Here is a 24,207-nt window from a genome sequence, read left to right as displayed (position 1 = left end):
TCAACATGCGAAAATTAGTTTTGTTATTTTTTCTCTGCTATTGTATCCCTGGTTTTGCGCAGAACAATGCGACTATCAACGAGTACAATAAAACGTTTACCACCTACCCGTTTTCGGATCCAAACCCTATACCCACGTATACCAATATCTATCCCTATTTCCGTTACGATGGTTTTACCGATAAACCGGTACAAAAGGAATGGAAAATAGTAGAGCTGGAAAACGATTATATCAAGCTGATGATATTGCCGGAGATAGGGGGCAAGATCTGGTCGGCCGTTGAAAAATCCACAGGGAAATCTTTTATTTATTATAACCATGCGGTTAAGTTCCGTGATATTGCCATGCGCGGCCCGTGGACGAGCGGTGGTATTGAGCCCAACTATGGTATTATCGGACATACGCCAAATTCTGTTACACCGGTTGATTATCTCACTCGTAAAAATGAGGATGGCAGCGTAAGCTGTATCATTAGTGTGCTTGACCTGCTCACCAGTACCTACTGGACGATGGAGATCAACCTGCCGAAGGATAAAGCGTACTTTACTACCAAATCATTCTGGTATAACTCAAACACAATTGAAGAGCCATACTATCACTGGATGAATACCGGGATAAAGGTAAAGGGCAATTTGCAATACATTTTCCCGGGTACGCATTTCCTGGGCCATGAGGGTGAGCATGGCGACTGGCCAATAAATAAGCAGAATGGCAAGGATGTTTCTTTGTATGAGAACAACAATTTTGGCGCTTACAAATCATACCACGTGTTCGGTAAATACACCGACTTTTTTGGCGCTTACTGGCACGATGATGATTTCGGTATGGCCCGTTATGGTGGTCACGAGGATAAAGCGGGGAAGAAGATCTGGATCTGGGGATTATCGCAACAAGGCATGATATGGGAAAAACAACTCACCGATACCGATGGGCAATATTCAGAAATTCAATCGGGCAGGTTATTTAACCAAACTGCTGATAAAAGTACTTTCACGCCATTTAAACACAAAAGCTTTGCACCCAATGCGGCTGATACCTGGACAGAATATTGGTACCCTGTTTTAAAAACCAAGGGTTTTGTAGTGGCTAATCAATATGGGGCGTTGAATGTGAAATATGAGAATGGTTGGTTAAAACTATATTTAAATCCTGTTCAAAAGTTAACCGATACGCTTCAGGTTAAAGATGGTGATAAGATTGTCTACAACAACACAGTTTCCTTAACTCCGCTTAACACATTTGCCGATTCTGTTAAAATTAATGTGAATGCAGATAACCTGGTAGTAACATTAGGCGGCAATAAGCTAGTTTATGATTCAAAACCTGATGCAGGCAATATTAGCAGACCACTGGATTCACCAAAGGATTTCGACTGGAATTCTGCTTACGGATTATATATCCAGGGTGCTGAGCTTATAGATCAGAAAATGTATCCATCCGCAGAAATAAAACTACAGGCAGCTTTACAGAAAGATCCGAACTACTTGCCTGCTTTAGTTAAAATGGCGGAGCTCCAATACCATAACATGCGTTATGCGGAGGCTTTGCAATTAACTAAAAAAGCATTGAGTATTGATACGTATGATGGTGGAGCTAATTACTACTATGGTGTAATTAACGCGCAATTGGGTAATACAATTGATGCTGAAGATGGCTTCGATATAGCAGGCCTGAGTATGGATTACCGGAGCGCCGCTTACAATGGCCTGAGCAGTTTACACATAAAAGAAAAGAACTGGGATAAAGCATTGGAGTTTGCTTCAAAAGCGCTTAGCTTTAATAAGTATGATATTGCCGCGTTAGAGACGGAAGCGATTGCTTATCGTAATAAGGGCGAAAAGGAAAATGCGGGTAGGGTGCTGGATACAATTTTGTCTTTTGACCAGCTTAACCACTTTGCGCAATTTGAAAAGTACCTGCTGCAACCATCAAAAGAAAGTAAAACGGCATTTACTTCCATGATCCGTGATGAGCAACCTATTGAAACTTATTTGCAATTAGCCACAGACTATTATAAAATGGGTTGCTATGCTGAAAGCGAAAAGGTTTTGCAACTATCACCTGAAAACGCGTTGATTGATTACTGGCTGGCATTTTTAGAGAATAAAACGGGAAGATCATATTCTACTTATTTAGATAAAGCCAATAATGCATCACCGGCATTTGTATTCCCATACCGTTCGGCTGACGAAGAAGTATTGCTTTGGGCGATGCAAAAAGGTAATAACTGGCAGCCTAAGTATTACCTGGCTTTATTATACAAGGACAGGAACCGCATAGCAGAAAGTAAAAAGCTGTTCACAGCCTGTGGTAATGAACCGCAATTTGCACCGTTTTATGCTGCCCGTGCCGCTATGGTTATGGGTGCAACAGATGTAACCGATCTGCAAAAAGCGGTAAGCTTAAACAAAGGCGAGTGGCGCTATTGTAAATTATTGACGGAATATTATATCGACCACGACCAGCCTGCCAATGCATTGGCTACTATTGAGCCATTCTATAAGTCGCACAGCGAAAATTATATAATGGGTATGCTATATGCAAAAGCGTTACTGCTAAACAAACGTTACAAACCATGTACCGATCTGTTATCGAAAATTGATATCCTGCCATTTGAAGGAGCTACTATTGGCCGTGAGTTGTACCGTGAGGCTGAGCTGATGCAGGCTATTGATGAGATGAAGGCAAAAAGATATGCATCGGCATTAACTTTTATTACTGATGCAAAAAAATGGCCGCTCAATTTAGGTGTGGGCAAACCTTATCAGGATAACCTGGATGAACGTTTAGAGGATTGGATGACTTACCTCTGCTACCAGCAATCAGGGCAGCGCAAGGAGGCCAATGAAAGCCTGCAAGCCATTGTGCAGTTTCAGCCTAAAATTGAGAATACGGTTAGCAATTTTATCCCGGCTAATGATCTGGCAGCTGCCTGGGCTATTGAGAAATTGCAGGGAAAAGCATCAGCAACAAATTGGCTGAATGCACAGGTAAAGCAATATCCTGATAATAAAATAGTAGCCTGGTGCAAACAAGTGTTTGAAAATAAAAAATCAGCAAAAAGTGATATAAATGACTCCGGAGTTCGTATAATTGAGCGGTTAACTGACTGACGATTAAAATCCGGGTTCTAAAAATGATATTCAATATAAATAACGACCATAAAATCGATATTGATAAACTGCTTGCCATTGCAAAACAGGCTGGTGCAGGCATATTAAAAGTGTATAACGATGACCCGGAGAATAGCTCGGTAACCTATAAGGCCGATGAATCGCCGCTTACGCTGGCCGATTCAGTTTCTCATCAAATTATTGCCGCCGGATTAGCTGCATTAACGCCTGAGATTCCGCTGTTATCCGAAGAAGGCAAGAATATTCCTTACGAAGAACGGAAAGCCTGGGATTATTACTGGTGCGTTGACCCATTGGACGGCACCAAAGAGTTTATTAAACGCAACGGTGAATTCACCGTGAACATCGCTTTGATCTATAAAGATAAGCCTGTTTTAGGTGTGATTTATGTGCCGGTAACCGGTATTATGTATTTTGGCGGCTCAAAGATCGGTAGCTGGAAGATAGCGGCTGACGGAGGGGTAAAACATCTTTTTTTATCCCCGAAAATTGATAACTGGACAGCTGTAGGCAGCCGTACACATTCATCGGATGAAGAAGCCGCTTTATTGGCAAAATATAATGTAACCAACATCATATCTGCAGGCAGCTCGCTAAAGTTTTGTATGATAGCCGAGGGAAGCGCCCAGGTCTATTACCGCCATGGCCCAACTATGGAGTGGGATACCGCAGCGGGCCATGCCATAGCTATTTACAGCGGGGCTTATATGGCTATGCCCAATGGCGAGCCCTTCGTTTACAACAAACCCTCATTACTCAACAGCAGCTTTATTTGCAGCATTAGCCGCGTAATTGCGGAGTGATCAGAATTGCTTTAACAGGAAATCATACAATATCTGCATAGATGCCTGCGGGGTAGAATCGGCAGTTAGCAATACCAGGTCTGCATGATTTGCATACTCAAAACCGGAGTCTATTCCGGTGAAATTTTCGATCTTTTTTGCCCGTGATAGTTTGTATAGGCCTTTCACATCGCGGCTTTCACATACTTCCAGCGGGCAATTAATAAATATCTCGTAGAAATTCTCATTGATGATCTTCCTGGCCAATGCCCTGTGTTCCTGTAGCGGGGTGATGAGGGCGCATATCACCAGGATGTTATTCTTTGCCAGCAGTTTTGCCATCTCGGCCACCCGCCTTATGTTTTCTGATCTGTCGGCCTGCGTAAATGAAAGGTCGTTATTAATACCACTCCTTAACTCATCACCATCCAGTATAATTGATAAATAGCCTGCCTGGCTAAGCTGCTCCTTAAGTAATTTGGATATAGTAGTTTTACCAGCGCCCGAGATGCCATAGAGCCAGATAACGCCTCCATTCTTATCAATATTAGCCTCTTTCCCCATCTTTTAAAATCATTAATTACTTCCCTAATATACGGCCTGCGCTAATAAAAATACAACTAATTCAACTTTCAGTCAACAGCTTGCGTTAAAGAGAGTTATATGCATTTTTATTAACAGCCTTATTTTATATTAGGTATTTATATTTTTTATTTTTAGCTTGTCGTACCTGATCCATATCCAATGAAGAGAGTTTTGGTATTGGTTGCTTTATTGGTATTGATGTGTCGTTTGTGCTATGCGCAATTGGATAACATCAGGCAAATACAAAAGCAACTGCCATATATACATGATAGTCTGCGCTATGTTGATGCCCTCAACAGACTGGGAATGCTATCTTATGAAAACAACCTAGACAGCTCCTTTTACTACACAGACCGCGCCCGCAGTATAGCCGATAGGTTGCAATATGCCAAAGGCAAAGCCGATGCCACAAATAATCTGGGTATCATATTCGATATGCGGGGGAACCTGCAATTGGCGCTCCGTTATTACAATGATGCTTTTAATAGCTACAAAGCAATAAACGACACGTCAAACATGGTGCTGGCTACCATGAACATAGCTATGGTATACCAGGAAATAGGGAAGAACCAGAAAGCTATAAATACATATAAACAGGCCATTGAAAAGGGTAAAAGCTTAAGCCGCGATTCCATCATGTCATTGGTTTTGTACAACTATACCCTGCAATATCCAGGCAGTATTAGCAAAGATTCTATTTTGATTTATATTAACCGGGCAAAGCAAATTGCTACAAAGTATAATGATAAAAGGGTGTTGCTGGCCATTGAACAGCTGATAGCAGATTATTATATAAAGAATGGTGAGCCCGCTAAAGGCATAGCATTATTACAGCAGGATGCAGCTAATACGCTAAGCAGCAATCTTTATTATTTATCGCTGGATATGCTTATTGACCTTGGTGATCAGTTTACCCTAACTGATTCGGCAAAGGCCATAAATTATTATAGGCAGGGCCTTGAAATAGCCAGACAAAAAGGATATGGAGTTTATAATAGCTTAATTATTAGAAAATTATATGATTTTTATATTGCAAAAAAAGATAATGCAACTGCTTTTTATTACAGCCGCGAATTGCTAGAGCTGAATGATATGCAGGAAAAGATTGATAATAATTCGGGGATTGATTATATAGAATATGCCTTGAAAGATCAGCAACTTGAGTCGGCCCATGTGCAATCCACCTACCAGCAGCTGTTTTTGACACTTGCCGTATTGGTATGTATACTAACTATTATTATACTGCTGATATTATGGCGTAACTGGAAAAAACTAAACAGGACCGCCGAAGCATTGCGCTTACAGTTTCAGCAATCGGAGTTAACTATGGAGGCCCTGGATGTGATGAATAAGGACTATGCCCGTGTAATTAAAATTGTAGCGCATGATCTTCGTAACCCCATTGGGGGCATCAGCGCTATTGCCGGTATTGTTCAGGCTGATAGAAACTTATCGCATGAAGCTAAAGAATTGATGAACCTATTGCAGGAATCAAGCAAGAATTGCATGGAACTGATAAACGAACTGATGGATACTGATTTTGATCAGCATAAGAACGTTAAGAGAGAGGGTATAAACATTGACGAATTATTACATCAATGCGTACACCTGCTTAGTTTTAGGGCAAAAGACAAAAATCAGCAGCTTGTATTAAGTACCAATTTGCAGGTTATCATCCAGGGCGATAAAGAAAAGCTTTGGCGGGTAATGAATAATTTGATCATTAACTCTATCAAGTTTAGTCCGGCAGGGAGCGAAATACATATTGATACCAAATTACTGCAAAATAAGGTATTGATCATTGTAAAGGATACAGGCATGGGCATCCCAACTATCATACAAAATAAGATATTCGATCCGTTTACCACTGCTAAACGTAAAGGCACGCAGGGCGAGCAGCCTTATGGGCTGGGTTTATACATCAGCAAACAAATTGTGGAGGCCCATAACGGTAAAATATGGTTTAAAAGCGAAGCAGATATGGGAACAGAGTTTTTTATAGAGCTGCCTATAAACAGCAACCATCAGGTTACCCGCTTAACCTTGTTTGACCCTCCAATATCAGCTTAGCGTCATAACCTCAAGATAATTGGTATATCGGGAATAATCGATATATCTTTGTACTATGGATCAGGTAGAAATTTTTAAGGCACTCTCCAATAAAACCAGACTGCAGATATTAGCATGGCTTAAAGACCCTGAGTTTAGTTTTCCGGAACAAGCAGTTCATGGCTATGCCGATGGGGTTTGCGTTGGTCAGATCCAGCTAAAAACAGGGCTTACGCAATCTACAGTATCAGAGTATCTATCTGTTTTACAGCGTGCAGGCCTGGTTACCTCAACCCGTAAAGGGCAGTGGACCTATTACAAAAGAAACGAAGAAGCATTTGCAGCTTTAAGTCAATTAATTCAATCAGAAATTTAAAAAATTAAACATACATATATGAATACCGATAGCTTATTCAGGCCATTTAGCCTCAAATCATTAAATATAAAGAACCGCATAGTTATGGCGCCCATGACGCGTTCATTTTCGCCTAATGGCATTCCTACAGCTGACGTTGCCGCGTATTACCGTAAAAGGGCCGAAGGCGAAGCTGGTTTGATCTTATCAGAAGGAACGGTAATTAACCGTGTATCTTCATCAAATGATGCTAATATTCCTCATTTTTATGGTGAACAAGCATTGGCCGGCTGGAAAAACGTAATTGATGGTGTGCATAGCGCTGGTGGTGCCATGGGGCCTCAGATCTGGCATATGGGCATTATGGACAATCATCGTTCGGGTTGGGTGCCATCTGAACCATTTGAAGGGCCATCAGGTTTGAATCGCCCCGGTTTTAACAATGGTAAAACCATGACCGAAAGTGATATTGCCGATGTTATTAAAGCATATGGCCAGGCAGCGGCCGACGCTAAAAGCTTAGGTTTTGATTGTGTAGAGATACATGGCGCACATGGTTACCTGATCGACCAGTTTTTTTGGGAAGGTACAAATGAACGTACTGATATTTATGGTGGTAAAACCTTGCCTGAGCGCAGCCGTTTTGCTATTGAGGTTATAAAAGAAGTGAGAAAACGTGTGGGTGAAGATTTCGCCGTTATTATACGTTTATCGCAATTTAAACCGTCGGCTTATACTAATCAATTAGCTAAAACCCCGCAGGAAATGGAAGCCTGGATAAACCCTCTAGCTGATGCAGGTATAGATATATTTCATGCTTCGCAACGCCGCTTTTGGGAGCCAGAGTTTGAAGGTTCTGACCTGAATTTTGCCGGATGGGTAAAAAAGGTTAGCGGTAAAGCTACTATCACCGTTGGTTCGGTAGGTTTAACAGGCGATTTCTTCGGCGCATTTGCCGGTGAAAGTTCTGAGCCTAGCTCATTGGATGAGTTAGTTAGACGCATGGACAGGGGCGATTTTGATTTAGTAGCCGTAGGCAGGCCAATATTGGCTGATCCTTTCTGGCCTCAAAAAATAAAAGAAGGCCGTACCGATGAGTTAAAAGGCTTTAGTAAAGAAGCACTTGGTGAACTGGTAATGTCATAAACCGAGAAATCTATATAAAACAAAGAAAGCCTGATGGATTACATCAGGCTTTCTTGTTTAAAGTCTACGTTACTTTAAAGCCTCTGCAAGCAGTTGGTATGATTTTAACCGCGCTTTATGGTCATATATATGCGAAGTTGCCATTACCTCGTTAATTCCTGTTTTATCAATAAAGGCCTGCATGTCTCTTTTTATCTTTTCCGGTCCGCCTATAAAAGAATAGGCCAGCATCTGCATAACGGCTTCCTTTTCAATGTCGTTCCAAACGGTACGCATATCATGTACAGGCGGCTGTAATGGTTTTCTTTTCCCGGTTACTATGCCCATAAATAGTTGCTTTACCGAGGTTGATAGGTATTCAGCTTCCTCATCAGTGTCAGCCATTACCACATTCACACAGGCCATTACATAAGGTTCTTTTAAATGTTCTGATGGCTTGAAGTTTCGGCGGTAAAGCTCAATCGCTTCCAAAAAATAAGTGGGGGCAAAGTGACTGGCAAATGCATAAGGCAATCCCTTAGCGGCAGCAAGTCTTGCGCTATCCGTACTTGAACCTAAGATCCATATGGGTATATCAATCCCTTCGCCGGGGATGGCGCGGACCTTAGCATCATAATTATCTGCTGAAAAAAAGTTTTGCAGGCTTTGTACATCCTCGGGAAAATAATGCGAAGCATGGAAGTTTTCACCACGGATAGCCATAGCTGTTACCTGGTCGGTGCCCGGTGCGCGGCCCAGGCCCAGATCGATACGGTTGGGGTATAAAGAGGCTAGCGTACCAAATTGTTCGGCAATGATTAATGGCGCGTGGTTAGGCAGCATAATACCACCGGATCCAACCCTGATAGTTTTAGTACCACCTGCAACATAGCCTATTAAAACAGCGGTGGCAGAGCTGGCAACATTTGCCATATTATGGTGTTCGGCAAACCAATAACGGGTATAACCTGATTTTTCAGCCTGTTGAGCTATTTCAAGGCTATTATGATAGGTACCTTGAATAGTCTGTCCGGCAACAACAGTTGCCAAATCAAGTACTGAATAGGATAGGTCGCTTAATTCTTTAGAATACATATTCAAAAATAAAGCTTATGATGTGCACTCATTGTCAGGTTTCGATAAATGACTTTGAGTTCACATTTTACTATCAGGCAGATTCTTTTTGGATGATATAGATGGAAATTTCCTTACGGGTTTCAAATCCCAGACTTTCATAAACATTTATAGCTCTTGTATTTTCAGCTAATACATGCAGAAACGGAATTCCCGAAGCTTCTTTTATCCTGTGCATCTGATTTAAAAGCAGTTGTTTGGCATAACCCTTTCCTAAATAATCGGGATGTGTACAAACTGCGCTGATCTCTGCATATTGATAAGGGTTCATGCGCTGCCCTGCCATGGCTACCAGGTTATTCTCCTTAAAAATACCCCGGTAATGACCGAAATCGATGGTCCGCGTTGCAAATGGACCGGGATTGGTTAATTGCGTTAGGGTAAGCATTTCAGGTACATTATGTTCGCCTAAGGAGATAATTTCATGGTTTGCGGCAACAGTTTCCAGTGGTTTATCAAATACCATTTGTAAAACATTTATGTGCCGGGCAATTTTCCAGGGAGCCGGGATCGAGACCTCATTATTTGTTACGAACCCGAAGAAACCATCAAAAGGGATGGTATCATACAGGAGTTGAAAGTTATCATCGTTTGTTTCCTTCAGGCCTACAAAGGGTGATACTTCCTTGGCAAAATATTTAACGTTTTCATTGCCGTTTGCCAGATGTTTATTGCCGGAATTTAAAGCATTCCAAACCAGGTTATCAAGTATATGTTCCACAATATGGGGTGTAAAATAAGATGGCCAAAGTTATAAAACACCTCATTGTATATTGTAGTGACTATTTCATTTTGTTTACCCGGCTTACTTTTTTATTTATACTTCTTTATGCCTTTAGTATCAGCTGTAGTAAGTTTTATGCTGATAGCAGCGCCGCCACCCGGAGCCAGTTTTAATTTGAGTTTAGTGCCTGCATCCACTATATATGTAGTGATTTTATAGGCTTCAGGATTGGTTTTCCAGTCGGCATCGGGAGCATCAGCATAGATGGTGGCAACGTATTGGGTTCCTTTATTCAAAAAATCCAAGGGAACTACTTCATCGCGGCCATTTTCATCGGTAACGGCGCCAATAAACCAGTTTTCGGTGCCTTTTTCCTTACGTGCAGTGGTAATATAATCGCCGGGTTCAGCGGCAATAACTTTGGTATCATCCCAATCAACCCCAACATCCTTAATAAACTGGAAAGCATCCATGTATTTCTCATAATTCTCCGGCAGGTCAGCTGCCATTTGTATCGGGCTATAAAGTACCACATATAAGGCCAGCTGTTTTACGAGGGTTGTATGAACCCGTTTGCCAGGCAGAATTGTAAAATCCTGTACTTTAAATATGCCGGGGGTATAATCCATCGGGCCACCCATAAAGCGGGTAAAAGGCATTATGGTTTCATGCTCCGGCATGTTGCCGTGCCCAAAGGCATTATATTCATTACCACGACCAGCCTCACAAGCCATCCAGTTAGGATAGGTGCGCTGCAAGCCTGTAGGCCTAACCGGTTCGTGTGCATCCAGCATTATATGGTACTGGGCGGCTTTTTCGGCTACACGAACGTAATGGTTCACCATCCATTCACCATCGTGGTGCTCACCGCGTGGGATAATGCGGCCCACGTACCCGGTTTTAACCGAAGTGTAGCCATACTTGTTCATGAACCTGAAAGCCGTATCCATTTGCCGTTCGTAATCAGTAGCCGAGGCTGAGGTTTCATTATGCATGATCATAACCACTCCTTTTGCTTTGGCGTATTTGGTTATGGCATCTACATCGAAATCAGGGTAGGGGGTTACAAAGCTAAATACATGCTCTTTCCAGTTACCGAACCATTCTTCCCAGCCGTAGTTCCAGCCTTCAACCAGTACACCCTGTATGCCATTTTTTGCGGCAAAATCAATATACCGCTCCACATTAGCGGTGTTGCCGCCATGTGTGCCATTGGGGATGAGCAGTCCATTTGCACCAACCGTATCGGCACGTGCCGAATAGTTCCAGGTGCTTTTACCAGTTTGCATTTCCCACCATACGCCAACAAATTTCATTGGTTTTATCCATGATGTATTCTCAATTTTTGATGGGTCATTTAAATTGAGGATCATTTTTGATTCCAGTATATCGGTAGCTTTATTACTTACTATAATGGTGCGCCAAGGCGTGTGGCAAGGTGTGCCGATGTATGCCTTATTGCCCAATGCATCGGGTACCAGACTGGCGGTTAGCTTATAGGTGCTGGTATCCACATGCAATTGCATGGCCGAATAGTTTACCAAAGCAGCTTCATGTATGTTGATATACAATCCCTCTGGTGTTTTCATCATCAACGGAGTTTGCACAGCATATTTATCAGGCGCTACCCTAACCGCGATATCGTCGGATGAATTAACCATATGCTGGTTATTGATCTCGCTGATGTTTGATGTAGTATAAGGATATTCGTTGGTATCATAATCACCAGGGATCCAGAATGTTTTATTGTTACCGGCTAAGGCAAATTCCGTTACTTCATCTGATACGATGAAATATTTCAGATTATTCTGTTTAGGAAATTCATACCTGAAACCTACGCCATCCTCAAATACACGGAAAACAATATCCAATAACCTGCCAGCCTTATTTTGTTGCCTGAGATGAAAAGTTACCTGGTTATAATGATTGCGGATATTGCTTACCTCTCCCCAAACTGGTTTCCATTGTTCATCAACAGTTGTTTTCTCGGTGCCCGTTACCACGAAGTTGCTGTCCATGCCAACATCATTCAATATTTTGATGCCTAAATGTGATGGCTTTATCACCGGCTTTTGGTCGTAGTATATGGCATATGTTGGGCGACCGTCGGCATCCATCATAAACTCCAGCTTAACTTTATTCATGCTGACGGTTGTTGGCTGCGATTGGGCCTTTAGGTGGTTGAACACAAAAAGACTTAATATGATGCAGGTAAGTAATTTTTTCATTGTGGTATCAGTTTATTGTTTAGGCCGTATTCCGGCTAAAACTTATTTGTTATTAATTATTCTGGTCGCTTTTAACAAAGCCGGGATTGTATTCGTGCGAATACTCCGGTGTAAAGCCGGGATAGAGGTCTTTGTAAAAACGGTTAAATTCGCTGCTAAAACTATAGGTGAGCCTGTCCGCACGATACGGGTGGCTGGTAATTCCTTCGGGTGTGGTAAAATGCACGGTTACTATATCATTTCGCGAAACAGATACGTTTACCGGCCCGTCACTCATCTTAAATTTTGTTGAAACCAAGCCTGCGGCAACCTCTTTATATTGCCCGTTAACGTTTAACCGGCCTTTAGCTTTCAACAGTGTTACCACTTCAATTGAATCTTCCCACACAGTGGGTATAACCTCCCGTTGAAAGCTTTTTACCGGTATGTTGTAAGGTTTAGGCGTAATATTATGTTTGTATTTTTTAAAGAAAACAACGGCTACGTCCCTGTCGCTATAAGGTGATGGCAAGTCTTTCCACACACTTTTATAATAATTGAGCAGGATGGAGAAACCATCGTTATGATTTATTTCGGGGGCAAGGTGATGCCCTTCGGGATAATCGTTCCAGGTTATAACATTTATAATGGGCACATTCTGTTTTATGCCGAACTCAAACAGCTTACGGAAATTATAGGATAAGCCGGTTATTATATACTTGCGTTCAACATTGCTTATACCTGCGTCTGCAGCTTCATTTGCTGTGTGATACATATCCCAGGTTCCTTTTTTTAATAATTTGGAAGTATAGAAATCCGAAAAAACAGATCCTGTAAAGTTGCGGTTGCGTGCTTTGCACTCATCAGCCACCATGTTGCCAAGATAATCGTTACTATAAGGCAACGTCCAGATCCATACCGCAGGGAAATAATCCAGTATATCATCCAGCTTTTGCTTGTTTATCATGGTGTTTATGGTATATACACAGGCAAAACGTTCATGTACATCATCCGCTAGTCTTTTATAGGCCCGTGCTATATAAAATTGATCGGGTAAGCCTTGTTTATCGGCAGGTATGTCCGCAAGTCCATCGCCTAGCCACTGGTAAACTACCAGCCTGCCATCGGGTGTGCGCAGCCAGTGCGGGTTATTATGGCCTACCTCGTCCATTATACCATTAATACGCCTTGCATATTCGGCTACCTTTAAAGCCTCGGTACCGCCGTTAGGGTGGGAGATGCAGACTGTGAATTTAAAATTGAGGTGTTTTGCTTCAGCTACGCGGAAATAGGCTTTTATAATATTATCCCAATCCGGAAGGCCCAAAACATAATAAAATTGAAACCCATCTATCCCTGAGCGTATGGCCGCCCTCATCTCAAACTCAACCGATTCATCCAGCGTAGCATTGGCCATCAGGTCATTTGCCATTGGCTTAACTTGTGTTAAACCGCCCAGTGGCGCTGTAATATTTCCGGTTTTATCATAAAAATCAGGGTTGCCGCTATCTTCATAGGGGTGATCTTTATAGCGGATAATATTAGTCATGCAGTGGGCTATAACCAGTTTTTCACCGGTTAATGGCAAGCTGTATTCAGGCAAATTCTTTAATGAATCCTGCGCATGAACGGAGCAGTTGATGAAAAATAAGAGCAAAAGAAGTAACTGAGAGCATTTTGTATATCTCCCTGAGTGTTTAAACTGCATATGGCTATTTGTTGGGGGAATGGATAAAAAGCGCGAAGCCTTTTTTAGGGGCTCCGCACTTAACCAACTATAATTAATACCCTGGGTTTTGGTCGGCTTGAGTGATTTTACTATTACTGTTAATCTCAGTCAATGGAATAGGCCATACATACGATTTACTATCGGTAAAAGTTAGCGGACTAGGAACTCCTATGGCTGATTTATAATATGCCGCTTCCGAATCACCCAATTTCCACCTGCATACATCAAACCACCAGGTGCCTTCGTTAAATAATTCAGCCCAGCGTTCGTAGTATAAAGGATTATGACCCAAAACAGGATCAGGGCTAACAGGATTAGCAGCAGGTGTAGCATCAGTTAGTGATTTATAATCGACAACCGATGGTGTAGTTATAGGTAAACTATAAGCCCTGCGTTTAATTCTATTGAGGTATTCAAGCCCATTTATATTGTCGCCAGAACCTATGCAGGCCTCAGCATATAATAAATAAACATCCGCTAAACGAAGCAGGTAGTAATCCCATTTATCTGAAGTAACAGTAGTGTTCGCAGATATATTATAATCAATTGGCGAATATTTTCTCAGCGACCATCCGTATGCCGGAGATTGTGGAGTTTCTACAATCGGATTCTCTGAAATCGGATTCTTTGCAATCAGCGCCCAATGTATGCCATCAAATTGCACTGAATCAACCCGGGGTTGCAGGGCATTTACATATAAACGCGGGTCGGTAGTGTTGTTTGTTCTTGCCTGCAAGGCGGCGTGCTGATACGTTGGGTCGATTACCTGCTGCTGATTGTAATAAGTGGGTCCTACAGCTGCATTATATTTAGGATTAGCAACCAACGAGTAGTTCCCAAGCGTATAACCAAAACGCAAAATATTCTGATCATGAATGTAAAAATTGCCGCCATAACCCAAAAACTGTACTGAGTTGTTTGTCCCGTTATAAGGGGTTGACCCATTATATCCGCCAAAAGTAACAGGCGGCCATAGAAGCCCATCAATAGTTGCCGAGTTTGAAACATTACCACTATAAATACCATACCCTCCTTGTGGATTGGGATCTATATATAACTCAAGCAATGATTCGGTGTTGAATTTATTAGCACCATTAAACGCATTATGGTAGGTGGCATACGGCATTAATGATTTACCGCTGTTTGTTATAACATCAATTAAAGTGGCTTTGGCATCGGCCCAGTCCTGCGTATAAACGTAAGCTTTACCTAACAACCCTTTTGCCGCCCATTCAGTGGCCCGTGCCTCATCGGTAGAAGGCCAAACTTGTCCTTTAAGTAATGTTGCGGCTTGTTTTTCATCACTTATAATTAATGCCCATACATCTTTTACAGGGCTGCGTGCTACTTGTGTTGCAGCTAAACTTTGAGGCACTTCAGTATATAACGGAACTCCGAGTTTGTCGCCGTTTACACCGCCTGCCTGCATATATGCTTCGCCATACAAACATTCAAGCTGCATATAATACCATCCCCTAAGGCAATAAGCCTGGCCAATTATCAGGTTAACAGTTGCCTGATCTACAGATGGGTTTGTTTTTAATAATACACCTGCTGAATAAATAGTAACGTTACAATTTTTTACACCTACATATAAGGCGTTCCATGTTTCCTGTGCACCTCCATCTCCTACGGTAAGGTTGTTAGCCGCCATTTCGCCGGTAAATGAAAAAGGATTTCCGTTAAGCACATGCGTTGATTGTCCCAACATCCTTGGCAAAAAGTCAAACCCAAACAGGCCAACATCCCGCAAATCAGAGTAGCACGATACCAGGACTGTTTGCAGTTGTGTAATAGTTGTAGGGTAATTACTGCTGCTATATTGATTTGGAGGCCCAACGTTAACCGGGGCTTTTTTACATCCCGCTATCAAGATAAATGCGAGTGCAGCTATATATTTTTTCTTTATCATTTTAATAAATTTTGAAGGTTATTACTATAAACTAACATCAAGTCCTGCTGAAAAAATACGGGCCTGAGGATAATTTGTTACCGCATCAATACCCTGCGTAGTAGGACTAACAGTACCACCTGTAGTAAATGCACTACCCAGCTCAGGATCAAGGCCTTTATATTTTGTGATGGTGAATACATTGTTTGCCATTACAAAAACCCTCAGGCTTTTAATGCTGACCTGTTTTAAAGTATTATTAGAAAAAGTATATCCTAATTGCAGGTTTTTAAGCTTCACATAAGCGCCACTTTCAACAAAATAGCTGTTTACAGAAGAGTAATTTTGGTTTGCATCCAACGCATTTCCGCCTCCGGGAGTAGGGCTAAGCAACCTGGGTTGCGATGTAAGGCCGTTTGAACCTAAGAAAGAATCGTTGAAGACCTGCGATGTAGTATTCCCATCCTGGAAAAGCGATTGTTCATAGGCTTTTACGCCATTAAACAGTTGTACGCCGGCAACGCCATTAAATAATGCGGCTAAATCAAATCCGGCATAGTTAAGGCGGATATTAAATCCATAAACAAATTTAGGGTTGGGGTTTCCAATTGGCTGCCTGTCATTCTGATCAATTTTGCCATCACCATTTAAATCCTGGTATTCCAAGTCTCCTATATCAGCTTTATGACCATTAACAACTTGCTTTTGAGCGTCGGCCTCATTTGAAAATATTCCCAACACCTTGTATCCATAAAACTCACCAAAAGGAAGGCCTACCTTGGTAATTGTTAATTGTTGGTTAGGCATTTGACTAAAGCTGGTATTACCCATGCTGTAATAATTATAGCCACCATAAACAGCATCAGTTGCAGCGCCGCTTAGTTTGGTTACATTATTTTTATTATAGCTTATATTTCCACTTACGTCAAAACCGAGCTTGCCAATTTTATTACGATAACCTGCCATCAATTCAACTCCTTTATTGTCAACATCCCCGATATTTGTAATATATGGTTGAGTGAATCCTGAACTTGCTGATAATGGTAATTGATAAATTAAATCAGAAGTCTTTTTGTTATACACTTCAACTGTGAAATATAAACTGCCACGTAAAGCTTCTCCATCCAGGCCCAAATTAGTTTCAGTAATTGTTTCCCAATGCAAATTTGGATTAGGTATGCCAGTTAAAGTATTTGCTATTTGAAATGGCTGACCAGGAGCGAAACCTTGTGCACCAACAGAATAACCATTAGCATTATTAAATTGGCTATAGGTTGAAGTAAATGAATATGGCGAAACGTTGGAGTTACCAAGTTGTCCATAGCTTCCGCGAAATTTCAGGCTATTTATAGATGGCAATAACTTTTTAAAGAAAGGCTCGTTACTGATTGTCCAGCCGGCAGATACCGCCGGAAATACACCTTTTTGTTTATCAGGTCCAAACACATCGTAATTAGCATCCTGCCTTATAGAACCAGATAAATAATAGCGCTCGTTATAATTGTAATTCACCCTTGCAAATTGCGATTTTATAAGCCCTTGAGGGTCATATGTACCTGAAAGGGCCAGAGATGAAGCAGAAGTTTGAATATATGAATAACCGGGTTCACCTATTGAACTCATTGATGAATAGACGTTATTTGTTTTATTAACGATCTGCTCGTAGCCTGCTAAGGCACTGATATTATGTTTTCCAAAACTTTGATTATAGGTTAACACATAATTGGTGAGTAACTGACTGCTTTGCGCATAGGATTTACTAAGGCCATTAGTTGAAGATGCAACAGGGCCAAAATTATAGGAGTTCTGATAAAAATCAGTTGTTTCTAAAAAATAGCTGTATCCTAAAGTGGTCTTGAAATCCAGGTGAAAAGGAAGTTTCACATCAGCATATGCATTTCCCTGGAAATTATTTTTCACATCCTGTGCACCCGCTGAATTAACTGCCCCTAAAGGATTCGGCCCTCCAAAAGCAATTTTATATCCTGGAGGCTCTGTTCCCCAGCTTCCATCCGGGTTATAAACAGGGATAATAGGCTGCGTGCGGAACGGCGCATTATGCAAATCGGCCTCGGCGCCAACCAGTGGAGAAGTTATCCGTTGAGATACATCAATTTGCTCGCCTATGGTAAGGTATTTACTTAGTTTATAATCTGTATTAATGCGTGCGCCTCCAATATTTGAGTAGTTTTTAATGAAAATACCTGTTTGCTGGTTGTAAAACCCGGAAGCAAGGTAATTCACATTAGCAGAAGCGCCAGAAACTGAAAGATTATAATTTTGTTCGGTACCATTGCGGTATAATAAATCTACCCAATTGGTATTGGCGAGCGTATCAGTTTTGGTAGCTCCGGCAAAGAATGCTGGATTAACAAGGTTTTGTAGCTTTATGAAGTCACTGGTACCAAGTAATTGAACCAATTTAGGTTTGGTAATACCATACCTTGAGCTAAAAGATATTGAAGGCGGCGCTCCAATTCCCGAACCCTTTTTGGTTGTAACAAGTATAACACCACCTGCAGCCGCAGAACCATAAATAGCTGCTGAAGCAGCATCTTTCGCAATATCCATGGATACTATATCCTGCGGGTTAAGATTGTTTAAGTCGGCTTGTCTAACTCCATCAACTATGTATAAAGGATTGGGCTGATAAAATGAAGCCACACCCCTGATAATTACTTGTGGAACGGCATCAGGAGCTGCAGAATTTTCAATTATGTTAACACCAGCTACTCTTCCCTGCAAGCCTTCAATAGGGTTGGTAATAGGCTGATCTTTAAAAACTTCTCCTTTAACTGAAGATATAGAGCCGGTAAGGTCCTTTCTCTTTTGAGTGCCGTAGCCCACTACAACCACTTCATTTAATTGCTGAAGATCTTCTGCCATCGCAACGTTGATAACGCGTTTACTGCCAACGGTGATCTCCTGTTTTCCGTAGCCAACTCCTGAAAATACAAGTACGTCAGTGCCGCGGGCATTGATCTTGTAATTTCCATTTGCATCGGAATTTGTTCCTTGTGTAGTTCCCTTTATTACGATGGTTACACCAGGGAAAGGATTGCCTTTTTCGTCGGTAACTTTACCTGTAATTGGTGCCTGTGCGAAGGTGGACAGAGACATCAATAAAAGCAAAGGACAAAAAAGTAACTTGAGTAGTAATTGTTTTTTATACATAATGATTTTATTTTAGGTTTAATAATTGATAAGCTGGTAATTGGTGCTTTTGGCTGAATGCCGCGGATATGAAACTATCCTGAAAACAAGTGGTCATTAAAAGGCTTTTTGCGTTTGTGAAAAATATTGTCACATACATAAAAGCGTTTCAATACCGGGTTAAGGGCTTGATACATTTTCATAATAAGTACGGGTTAAAAAAAACAGTTTATAATTGCTTATTGCTTACACGATATAGTAGGCTGCAATTGGCATATCAAAGAGAAGATATAAAAGATATTACATCAAGTTTCAAAATCAAAATATAAAGAATATTAAGGTTTAAGTTTAGTTAATTATCTTATTATCAGTTATTTGTGTCGATTTTAAATTAGTGAAAATATAAACTCCATATAAACAAATATGTTGTAAAACAAGATTGTTACATCGCTTTTATGGCCATTATAGCGTTGTCAAACTCATCATTATGAATGATCGACTTGCTTTTTATGCGGGTTTTATAATTATAGATGGTATTTACCGAGTATTCCAGGATATGGGCTATCTTCTCCGTGTCGTTTATTCCAAGCCTAACGAGGGCAAAAATACGGAGGTCGGTGTTTAATAATTGGTTCGGTAATAGCTTAACACGGTTCTCTTCGCAAAACAGTTCATTGTAACCATTAACAAAGTTGGGGAATATCTTGAGAAAAGCCCTGTCAAAATTGATGAACAACTCTTCACGTTCTTTGGTAAGGTTGATGTTATTAACCAGTACCCTTATATCCTCATACCGTTTGGTGGTGAGTTTATTATCAACGGAGCGTTTAAATTTATCCAGCTTATTAATGTATTCCGATATCAGGTTAAAATAATAGCCTATATATTCTTCCTTGATCTTATTGGCTTCATTAAGTTCAATAATGCTTCTTTCAAGGTTGTGATTGGTATCCAGTATTATTTTATCAGCAATTTTTAGTTTTTGCAATTGCTTGTAAATAATAAAGGCGAATGCTATCACCAAACATACCAGTATAGTTAACAACGACGCGTAAAAGAATAGGGCACGTTTTTGTTCTTCCTCGTAATTTATCCTGTCGCTGGCTATAATGGGCAGTATGGCGCTAACCTGTAGCTTTCTTTGGCGTGCCCCATAAAAAATGGCATCATCCATAGCCTTTTTAATATAGATATAGGCATTTTTTACATCGCCGCTTTTATAGAGCAGTTGGGCCAGGTTAGTCATTGCCGCTGCTTCTTTGGTTGATGAGCGTACATCGGCCATGGCTGCCAGTATTAACAGGTTGATGGCACTATCCGGAGAGTTTTTTCTGATGTAGATATCACTTAATGTTGATGCTGTAACCGCAAACTGATGGTCGGTTAACTTATAATGGCTAATGAGCACTTGCAGATTGGTAACGGCCATATTGGTATTGCCTGTTTTAAGATAGCGCAGTCCGGAATAATAAACATACTCAAATGAGTTGCTCGCGCATAGGGTTTTGGCCGAATCAATATATTTACTAGCCCAGCTATTATAAATGGGGGTATAAAAATTGTCCTTATCAAAATCAGCAAGATCATAATACGTGCGGGCATTCAGAAAATAATACTCTTTGCGGGCGGAATCATTAAGCAGTTTTACATTAACGGTCTTCAGCGAATCAAAAGCCTCCTTAAACATTCCCGATGACAACAGGATAAACCCGAGCTTAACTTTACTATAAGCTACTTTTACCGGATCGTGCAATAAATGCCCGGTTTGCTGTAGTTTTTGTACGTTGTAGAAAGCTTTATCATAATTAAAGGATTTATACTCATCATACAGGCTTAAATAAATATTGTAGCGTGCGTTAAGGTCTGTTGTTTTTGTATTGTTTAAATATTTTTCAAGCTTCTCAATCCGCAGGTTTTTCTCCTCATCATACTCCTGTTTTTTATCCAGTACATCATTTAGCTTATAGAGCAACGTGTCGTAGCTTTTACCGGCAAACACTGAATGAAACAGAAATAAAAAGGGTATAAGGAGTACTACTCGTTTCATGTAAGGCGTAATAGTTAAATATTTATAAAATACTGTATAATAAATTAGGTCAATTATTTAGCCGGTTTAGGAGCTTGCTTGGTTTATGCTTTTAAAATTATGAAAAAAAATCCAATCTGTTATCAAGCTGAAATCTAAAATTAAGCTATTAATAATTGTTTGAAATACAGTCAATTATAAAAGCGCCTCATTTATAAGGTTATAAATATCAGGCCGCTTATCTGGTGCAAATAAGTGCTTTGTTCAAAGCGTTAAAATATTCATAGTTTTGCTGTCGCATGTTAGATATTTTATTCAGGGATGACGATCTTATAGCTATTAATAAACCGCATGGGCTGCTGGTGCACCGCTCATCAATTGCGGCGGATGCTGAAGAGTTTGCTTTGCAGCTGTTGCGGGATCAGGTGGGGATGAAGGTAAACCCGGTTCACCGGCTCGACAGGAAAACGGGTGGCGTACTGCTATTTGCCTTTAATAAGCAAACCGAAATAGCCATGCAGCAGCAATTCTCGGATAATCTGGTAAAGAAAAGATACCTGGCAATAGTACGTGGCCATACGCCTGATATGGAGGATATCGATTATCCACTCAGGAAAGAAAACGGAACCTTACAGGAGGCTTTTACACATTTCCATACACTACAACGCGCCGAACTGGATGTGCCACTGGGCGCGCACCCAACATCGCGCTATTCATTAATTGAAGTTGCGCCTGAAACCGGGCGTATGCACCAGATCAGGAAACATATGAGCCATGTGTTTCATCCCATTATAGGCGACCGTACGCATGGTTGCAATAAGCAAAACAAATTGTTTACTGAACGCTGGGAAATGAACACCATGCTGCTGCATGCGTTGAGTTTAGGCTTTAAACACCCTGTGAGTGGGATCTATGTTAATATTGAGGCCCCGCTGCATGATGAGTTTAAGCGGGTAATGACTATAATGAACTGGTGATTACTACAAATACCAGAAACAAACACAGCTGTAATTTGTACTAATTGTATGACCAAACCAATGCACTACACCATTACGTTAAATGGTGATGAACACCATATCACTATATCTCCTGTTATTGAAACCATACATGGCAGCGATAAATACGTTACCGGCGTGTTTAAACTAAGCGAAGGGCATGTAGATATGGGCGAAATTGTTTTTGATGATAATATGAACCAGTGGGAATACACCGGCGAAGGGGATATCACACACCGCGAAGCGGGAGAGATTGCCGATTTTATTCGCAGATATAAAGAGCCGGCCGCTGATAATGGCTTCATTTAAAGATAACATGTAATTGTTGGTGTTAAATAATTACAGCATTATCTTTGTCTCCCGTATATTTATAAATGATAATCAAAAAACTATAAAACATGGATGAGATAGAAGATTACTCCGAATCAATTCATGAGCAAAGTAATGAGCATGCACATAAGATAGTGCATGAAAGTGGTGGTAAAGAAAAGTGGGTGATATTTGTAGCGCTTACAACAGCAGTAATAGCTGTGTTGGCTGCCATCACCGGACTTTTGGCCGGCGATCATGCCGATGAAGCTATGCTGGCGCAGATGAGATCTTCAGATCAATGGGCATTTTACCAGGCAAAAGGTATTAAGGCTGATATCCTTAGCTCATCAAATAATATGCTTGTTTCCATTGGCAAAGCGCCTGATACCGCCGCTGCCAATAAGGTTAAAAAGAACAAGCTGGATCAGGTGGAGATAATGGCTAAGGCTCAGGATTATGAAAAGGAATCAAAAGAACATGTGGCCAAACATAAGGTTTTAGCCAGCGGCGTAACACTTTTCCAGATAGCTATTGCCATTGGCGCTATATCCATTATTACCAAGCGTAAATTGCTGTGGGTGGTAAGTATGGGCTTTGCAGTAATTGGTATATATTTTCTGTTACATGGCACTGTGTTCTGATCGTGTTTAAATAAATAAGTCCCGGCAGGAAATTCAATTCAGTATCTTTACCGGCAATGATAAAGAAAGCACTGGAAAACCTTGGAATAGCCGAGCTGAACGAAATGCAGAACGCGGCTATAAGCGCTGCCAAAAAAGGGGATGTAATATTACTTGCGCCCACAGGCTCGGGTAAAACGCTGGGGTTTTTGCTACCGCTGCTGTCAGTTTTAGATTCGAACGTAAGTCAGGTTCAGGCATTGATAATGGTGCCATCGCGCGAGCTGGCTTTGCAAATAGAGCAGGTATTTAAAACCATGGGAACAGGTTTTAAAATAAACTGCTGTTATGGCGGCCATTCCACAAAAATTGAGAAGAATAACTTTATACAGCCACCGGCAGTATTAGTTGGTACGCCCGGCAGGATAGCGCATCATATCCGCCTCGAAAATTTCGCGACTGATAAAGTGCAAACACTAATATTGGATGAGTTTGATAAAGCGCTTGAATTTGGTTTTCAGGATGATATGGAATATATCATCAGGCAATTGCCGGCTATAAAAAAGCGCATACTTACCTCGGCTACTAAAATGGATGAGATACCACGTTTTACGGGTGTCAGCAATCCGCTTAAGCTCGATTTTCTGAATAACAAAACCAATGCACCTGATCTGCAACAAAAGGCAGTTATTGCTGAGGCTGCCGATAAACTGGAGGCGCTGTTCGCTTTAATATGCAAGATAGGCACGAAAGCTACTTTAGTTTTCTGCAATCACCGCGAAGCTGTAGACCGCATCAGTGATATGCTTTGGGAAATGGGCCTGCCGAATGATATTTTTCATGGCGGGATGGAGCAGGAGGACAGGGAACGGGCATTACTGAAATTCAGGAATGGGAGCCATAAGATTTTGGTTACTACCGACCTGGCATCAAGAGGGTTGGACATACCTGAGATTGAGTATGTGATACATTACCAACTGCCACATAATGAGGAAGCTTTTTTGCACCGCAATGGCCGCACGGCACGTATGCACGCTAAGGGCACATCTTATTTAATATTATCGCCTGATGAAAGCCTGCCTTATTTAAAACAACAGCCCGAGGTGGAAGTGCTGCCGGGAAAAAATGTGATCCCTAAACCCAGCGAGTGGGCCACGCTATATATCGCCGCAGGCAAAAAAGATAAAATAAATAAGGTAGATATTGTAGGTTTGTTATTGCAAAAAGGCCAGCTGGCTAAAGAAGACCTGGGTTTGATAGAAGTTTTAGACCATACCTCATATGCGGGTGTAAAACGTAACAAGATAGAGCAGGTGGTAAAGCTTGTAAGAGCTGAAAAGATTAAGAATAAGAAAGTTAAAATAGAGATATCAATATGAGTAATAA

General features: G+C 41.1%; 17 protein-coding genes. 9 read left to right on the top strand and 8 right to left on the bottom strand.

Going from position 1 to position 24,207, the window contains the following annotated elements; genetic code table 11:
• Nucleotides 1-5 precede the first annotated feature (5 nt).
• Complete coding sequence (locus BLU33_RS15055) at nt 6-3,113, top strand: DUF5107 domain-containing protein (RefSeq protein WP_091374580.1); 3,108 nt, start codon at nt 6-8, stop codon at nt 3,111-3,113.
• Nucleotides 3,114-3,136: 23 nt separating this feature from the next.
• Complete coding sequence (cysQ, locus tag BLU33_RS15050) at nt 3,137-3,937, top strand: 3'(2'),5'-bisphosphate nucleotidase CysQ (RefSeq protein WP_091374577.1); 801 nt, start codon at nt 3,137-3,139, stop codon at nt 3,935-3,937.
• On the opposite strand, the gene cysC is transcribed toward cysQ, so the two are convergent.
• A complete protein-coding gene (gene cysC, locus BLU33_RS15045; protein ID WP_091374574.1) occupies nt 3,938-4,480 on the bottom strand; it encodes an adenylyl-sulfate kinase in 543 nt (180 codons plus the stop codon).
• A 180-nt stretch (nt 4,481-4,660) separates the two neighbouring features.
• Here cysC and BLU33_RS15040 point away from each other — a divergent pair, with 180 nt between their 5' ends.
• The 3 genes from BLU33_RS15040 to BLU33_RS15030 are packed head-to-tail and all read left to right on the top strand — an operon-like array spanning nt 4,661 to nt 8,051.
• Complete coding sequence (locus BLU33_RS15040) at nt 4,661-6,571, top strand: tetratricopeptide repeat-containing sensor histidine kinase (protein ID WP_091374571.1); 1,911 nt, start codon at nt 4,661-4,663, stop codon at nt 6,569-6,571.
• Nucleotides 6,572-6,626: 55 nt separating this feature from the next.
• Nucleotides 6,627-6,926 carry an ArsR/SmtB family transcription factor gene (locus tag BLU33_RS15035; protein WP_091374568.1) on the top strand — a complete coding sequence of 100 codons (300 nt, stop codon included), beginning with the start codon at nt 6,627-6,629 and terminating at the stop codon, nt 6,924-6,926.
• An 18-nt stretch (nt 6,927-6,944) separates the two neighbouring features.
• A complete protein-coding gene (locus tag BLU33_RS15030) occupies nt 6,945-8,051 on the top strand; it encodes an NADH:flavin oxidoreductase (RefSeq protein WP_091374565.1) in 1,107 nt (368 codons plus the stop codon).
• A gap of 69 nt (nt 8,052-8,120) precedes the next feature.
• On the opposite strand, the gene BLU33_RS15025 is transcribed toward BLU33_RS15030, so the two are convergent.
• The 7 genes from BLU33_RS15025 to BLU33_RS14995 form a co-directional block, all read right to left on the bottom strand.
• Nucleotides 8,121-9,125, bottom strand: a complete 1,005-nt coding sequence (locus BLU33_RS15025) for an LLM class flavin-dependent oxidoreductase (RefSeq protein WP_091374561.1) — start codon at nt 9,123-9,125, stop codon at nt 8,121-8,123.
• A 73-nt stretch (nt 9,126-9,198) separates the two neighbouring features.
• Nucleotides 9,199-9,885 (bottom strand): GNAT family N-acetyltransferase, encoded by a 687-nt coding sequence (locus tag BLU33_RS15020; RefSeq protein WP_091374558.1) that lies wholly within the window; start codon nt 9,883-9,885, stop codon nt 9,199-9,201.
• A 92-nt stretch (nt 9,886-9,977) separates the two neighbouring features.
• Nucleotides 9,978-12,116 carry a glycoside hydrolase family 97 protein gene (locus tag BLU33_RS15015; protein ID WP_091374555.1) on the bottom strand — a complete coding sequence of 713 codons (2,139 nt, stop codon included), beginning with the start codon at nt 12,114-12,116 and terminating at the stop codon, nt 9,978-9,980.
• Nucleotides 12,117-12,168: 52 nt separating this feature from the next.
• A complete protein-coding gene (locus BLU33_RS15010; protein ID WP_091374551.1) occupies nt 12,169-13,803 on the bottom strand; it encodes an endo-1,3-alpha-glucanase family glycosylhydrolase in 1,635 nt (544 codons plus the stop codon).
• Between the two features lie 73 nt (nt 13,804-13,876).
• Nucleotides 13,877-15,736, bottom strand: coding sequence for a RagB/SusD family nutrient uptake outer membrane protein (locus BLU33_RS15005; RefSeq protein WP_091374548.1), 1,860 nt, complete (start codon nt 15,734-15,736; stop codon nt 13,877-13,879).
• A gap of 24 nt (nt 15,737-15,760) precedes the next feature.
• Nucleotides 15,761-18,889: a SusC/RagA family TonB-linked outer membrane protein gene (locus BLU33_RS15000; protein WP_091374545.1), complete on the bottom strand. Its 3,129-nt coding sequence runs from the start codon at nt 18,887-18,889 to the stop codon at nt 15,761-15,763.
• 421 nt (nt 18,890-19,310) lie between these two features.
• Nucleotides 19,311-20,915, bottom strand: coding sequence for a DUF6377 domain-containing protein (locus BLU33_RS14995; RefSeq protein WP_172829258.1), 1,605 nt, complete (start codon nt 20,913-20,915; stop codon nt 19,311-19,313).
• 278 nt (nt 20,916-21,193) lie between these two features.
• Between BLU33_RS14995 and BLU33_RS14990 the strand changes: the two genes are divergently transcribed.
• From BLU33_RS14990 to BLU33_RS14975, 4 genes are all read left to right on the top strand, one after another.
• A complete protein-coding gene (locus BLU33_RS14990; RefSeq protein WP_091374542.1) occupies nt 21,194-21,871 on the top strand; it encodes a pseudouridine synthase in 678 nt (225 codons plus the stop codon).
• 60 nt (nt 21,872-21,931) lie between these two features.
• On the top strand, nt 21,932-22,198 hold the full coding sequence (locus BLU33_RS14985) for a hypothetical protein (protein ID WP_157682160.1): 267 nt from the start codon (nt 21,932-21,934) through the stop codon (nt 22,196-22,198).
• An 89-nt stretch (nt 22,199-22,287) separates the two neighbouring features.
• Nucleotides 22,288-22,842, top strand: a complete 555-nt coding sequence (locus BLU33_RS14980) for a DUF4337 domain-containing protein (protein WP_091374535.1) — start codon at nt 22,288-22,290, stop codon at nt 22,840-22,842.
• A gap of 56 nt (nt 22,843-22,898) precedes the next feature.
• Nucleotides 22,899-24,200 (top strand): DEAD/DEAH box helicase, encoded by a 1,302-nt coding sequence (locus BLU33_RS14975; protein WP_091374533.1) that lies wholly within the window; start codon nt 22,899-22,901, stop codon nt 24,198-24,200.
• The last annotated feature ends 7 nt before the right edge of the window (nt 24,201-24,207 follow it).

Source organism: Mucilaginibacter mallensis, assembly GCF_900105165.1.
Classification (GTDB): Bacteria; Bacteroidota; Bacteroidia; order Sphingobacteriales; family Sphingobacteriaceae; genus Mucilaginibacter; species Mucilaginibacter mallensis.
The sequence above is the reverse complement of the archived record's forward strand: the minus strand, read 5'-3'. Positions and strand labels throughout refer to the sequence as shown.

Coding starts and splice junctions, on each gene's coding strand:
- BLU33_RS14975 (WP_091374533.1), top strand. CDS start 22,899: ATGATAAAGAAAGCACTGGAAAACCTTGGAATAGCCGAGCTGAACGAA.
- BLU33_RS15000 (WP_091374545.1), bottom strand. CDS start 18,889: ATGTATAAAAAACAATTACTACTCAAGTTACTTTTTTGTCCTTTGCTT.
- cysC (WP_091374574.1), bottom strand. CDS start 4,480: ATGGGGAAAGAGGCTAATATTGATAAGAATGGAGGCGTTATCTGGCTC.
- BLU33_RS15005 (WP_091374548.1), bottom strand. CDS start 15,736: ATGATAAAGAAAAAATATATAGCTGCACTCGCATTTATCTTGATAGCG.
- BLU33_RS15010 (WP_091374551.1), bottom strand. CDS start 13,803: ATGCAGTTTAAACACTCAGGGAGATATACAAAATGCTCTCAGTTACTT.
- cysQ (WP_091374577.1), top strand. CDS start 3,137: ATGATATTCAATATAAATAACGACCATAAAATCGATATTGATAAACTG.
- BLU33_RS15040 (WP_091374571.1), top strand. CDS start 4,661: ATGAAGAGAGTTTTGGTATTGGTTGCTTTATTGGTATTGATGTGTCGT.
- BLU33_RS15055 (WP_091374580.1), top strand. CDS start 6: ATGCGAAAATTAGTTTTGTTATTTTTTCTCTGCTATTGTATCCCTGGT.
- BLU33_RS15015 (WP_091374555.1), bottom strand. CDS start 12,116: ATGAAAAAATTACTTACCTGCATCATATTAAGTCTTTTTGTGTTCAAC.
- BLU33_RS15025 (WP_091374561.1), bottom strand. CDS start 9,125: ATGTATTCTAAAGAATTAAGCGACCTATCCTATTCAGTACTTGATTTG.
- BLU33_RS14980 (WP_091374535.1), top strand. CDS start 22,288: ATGGATGAGATAGAAGATTACTCCGAATCAATTCATGAGCAAAGTAAT.
- BLU33_RS15035 (WP_091374568.1), top strand. CDS start 6,627: ATGGATCAGGTAGAAATTTTTAAGGCACTCTCCAATAAAACCAGACTG.
- BLU33_RS14995 (WP_172829258.1), bottom strand. CDS start 20,915: ATGAAACGAGTAGTACTCCTTATACCCTTTTTATTTCTGTTTCATTCA.
- BLU33_RS15030 (WP_091374565.1), top strand. CDS start 6,945: ATGAATACCGATAGCTTATTCAGGCCATTTAGCCTCAAATCATTAAAT.
- BLU33_RS14990 (WP_091374542.1), top strand. CDS start 21,194: ATGTTAGATATTTTATTCAGGGATGACGATCTTATAGCTATTAATAAA.
- BLU33_RS14985 (WP_157682160.1), top strand. CDS start 21,932: ATGCACTACACCATTACGTTAAATGGTGATGAACACCATATCACTATA.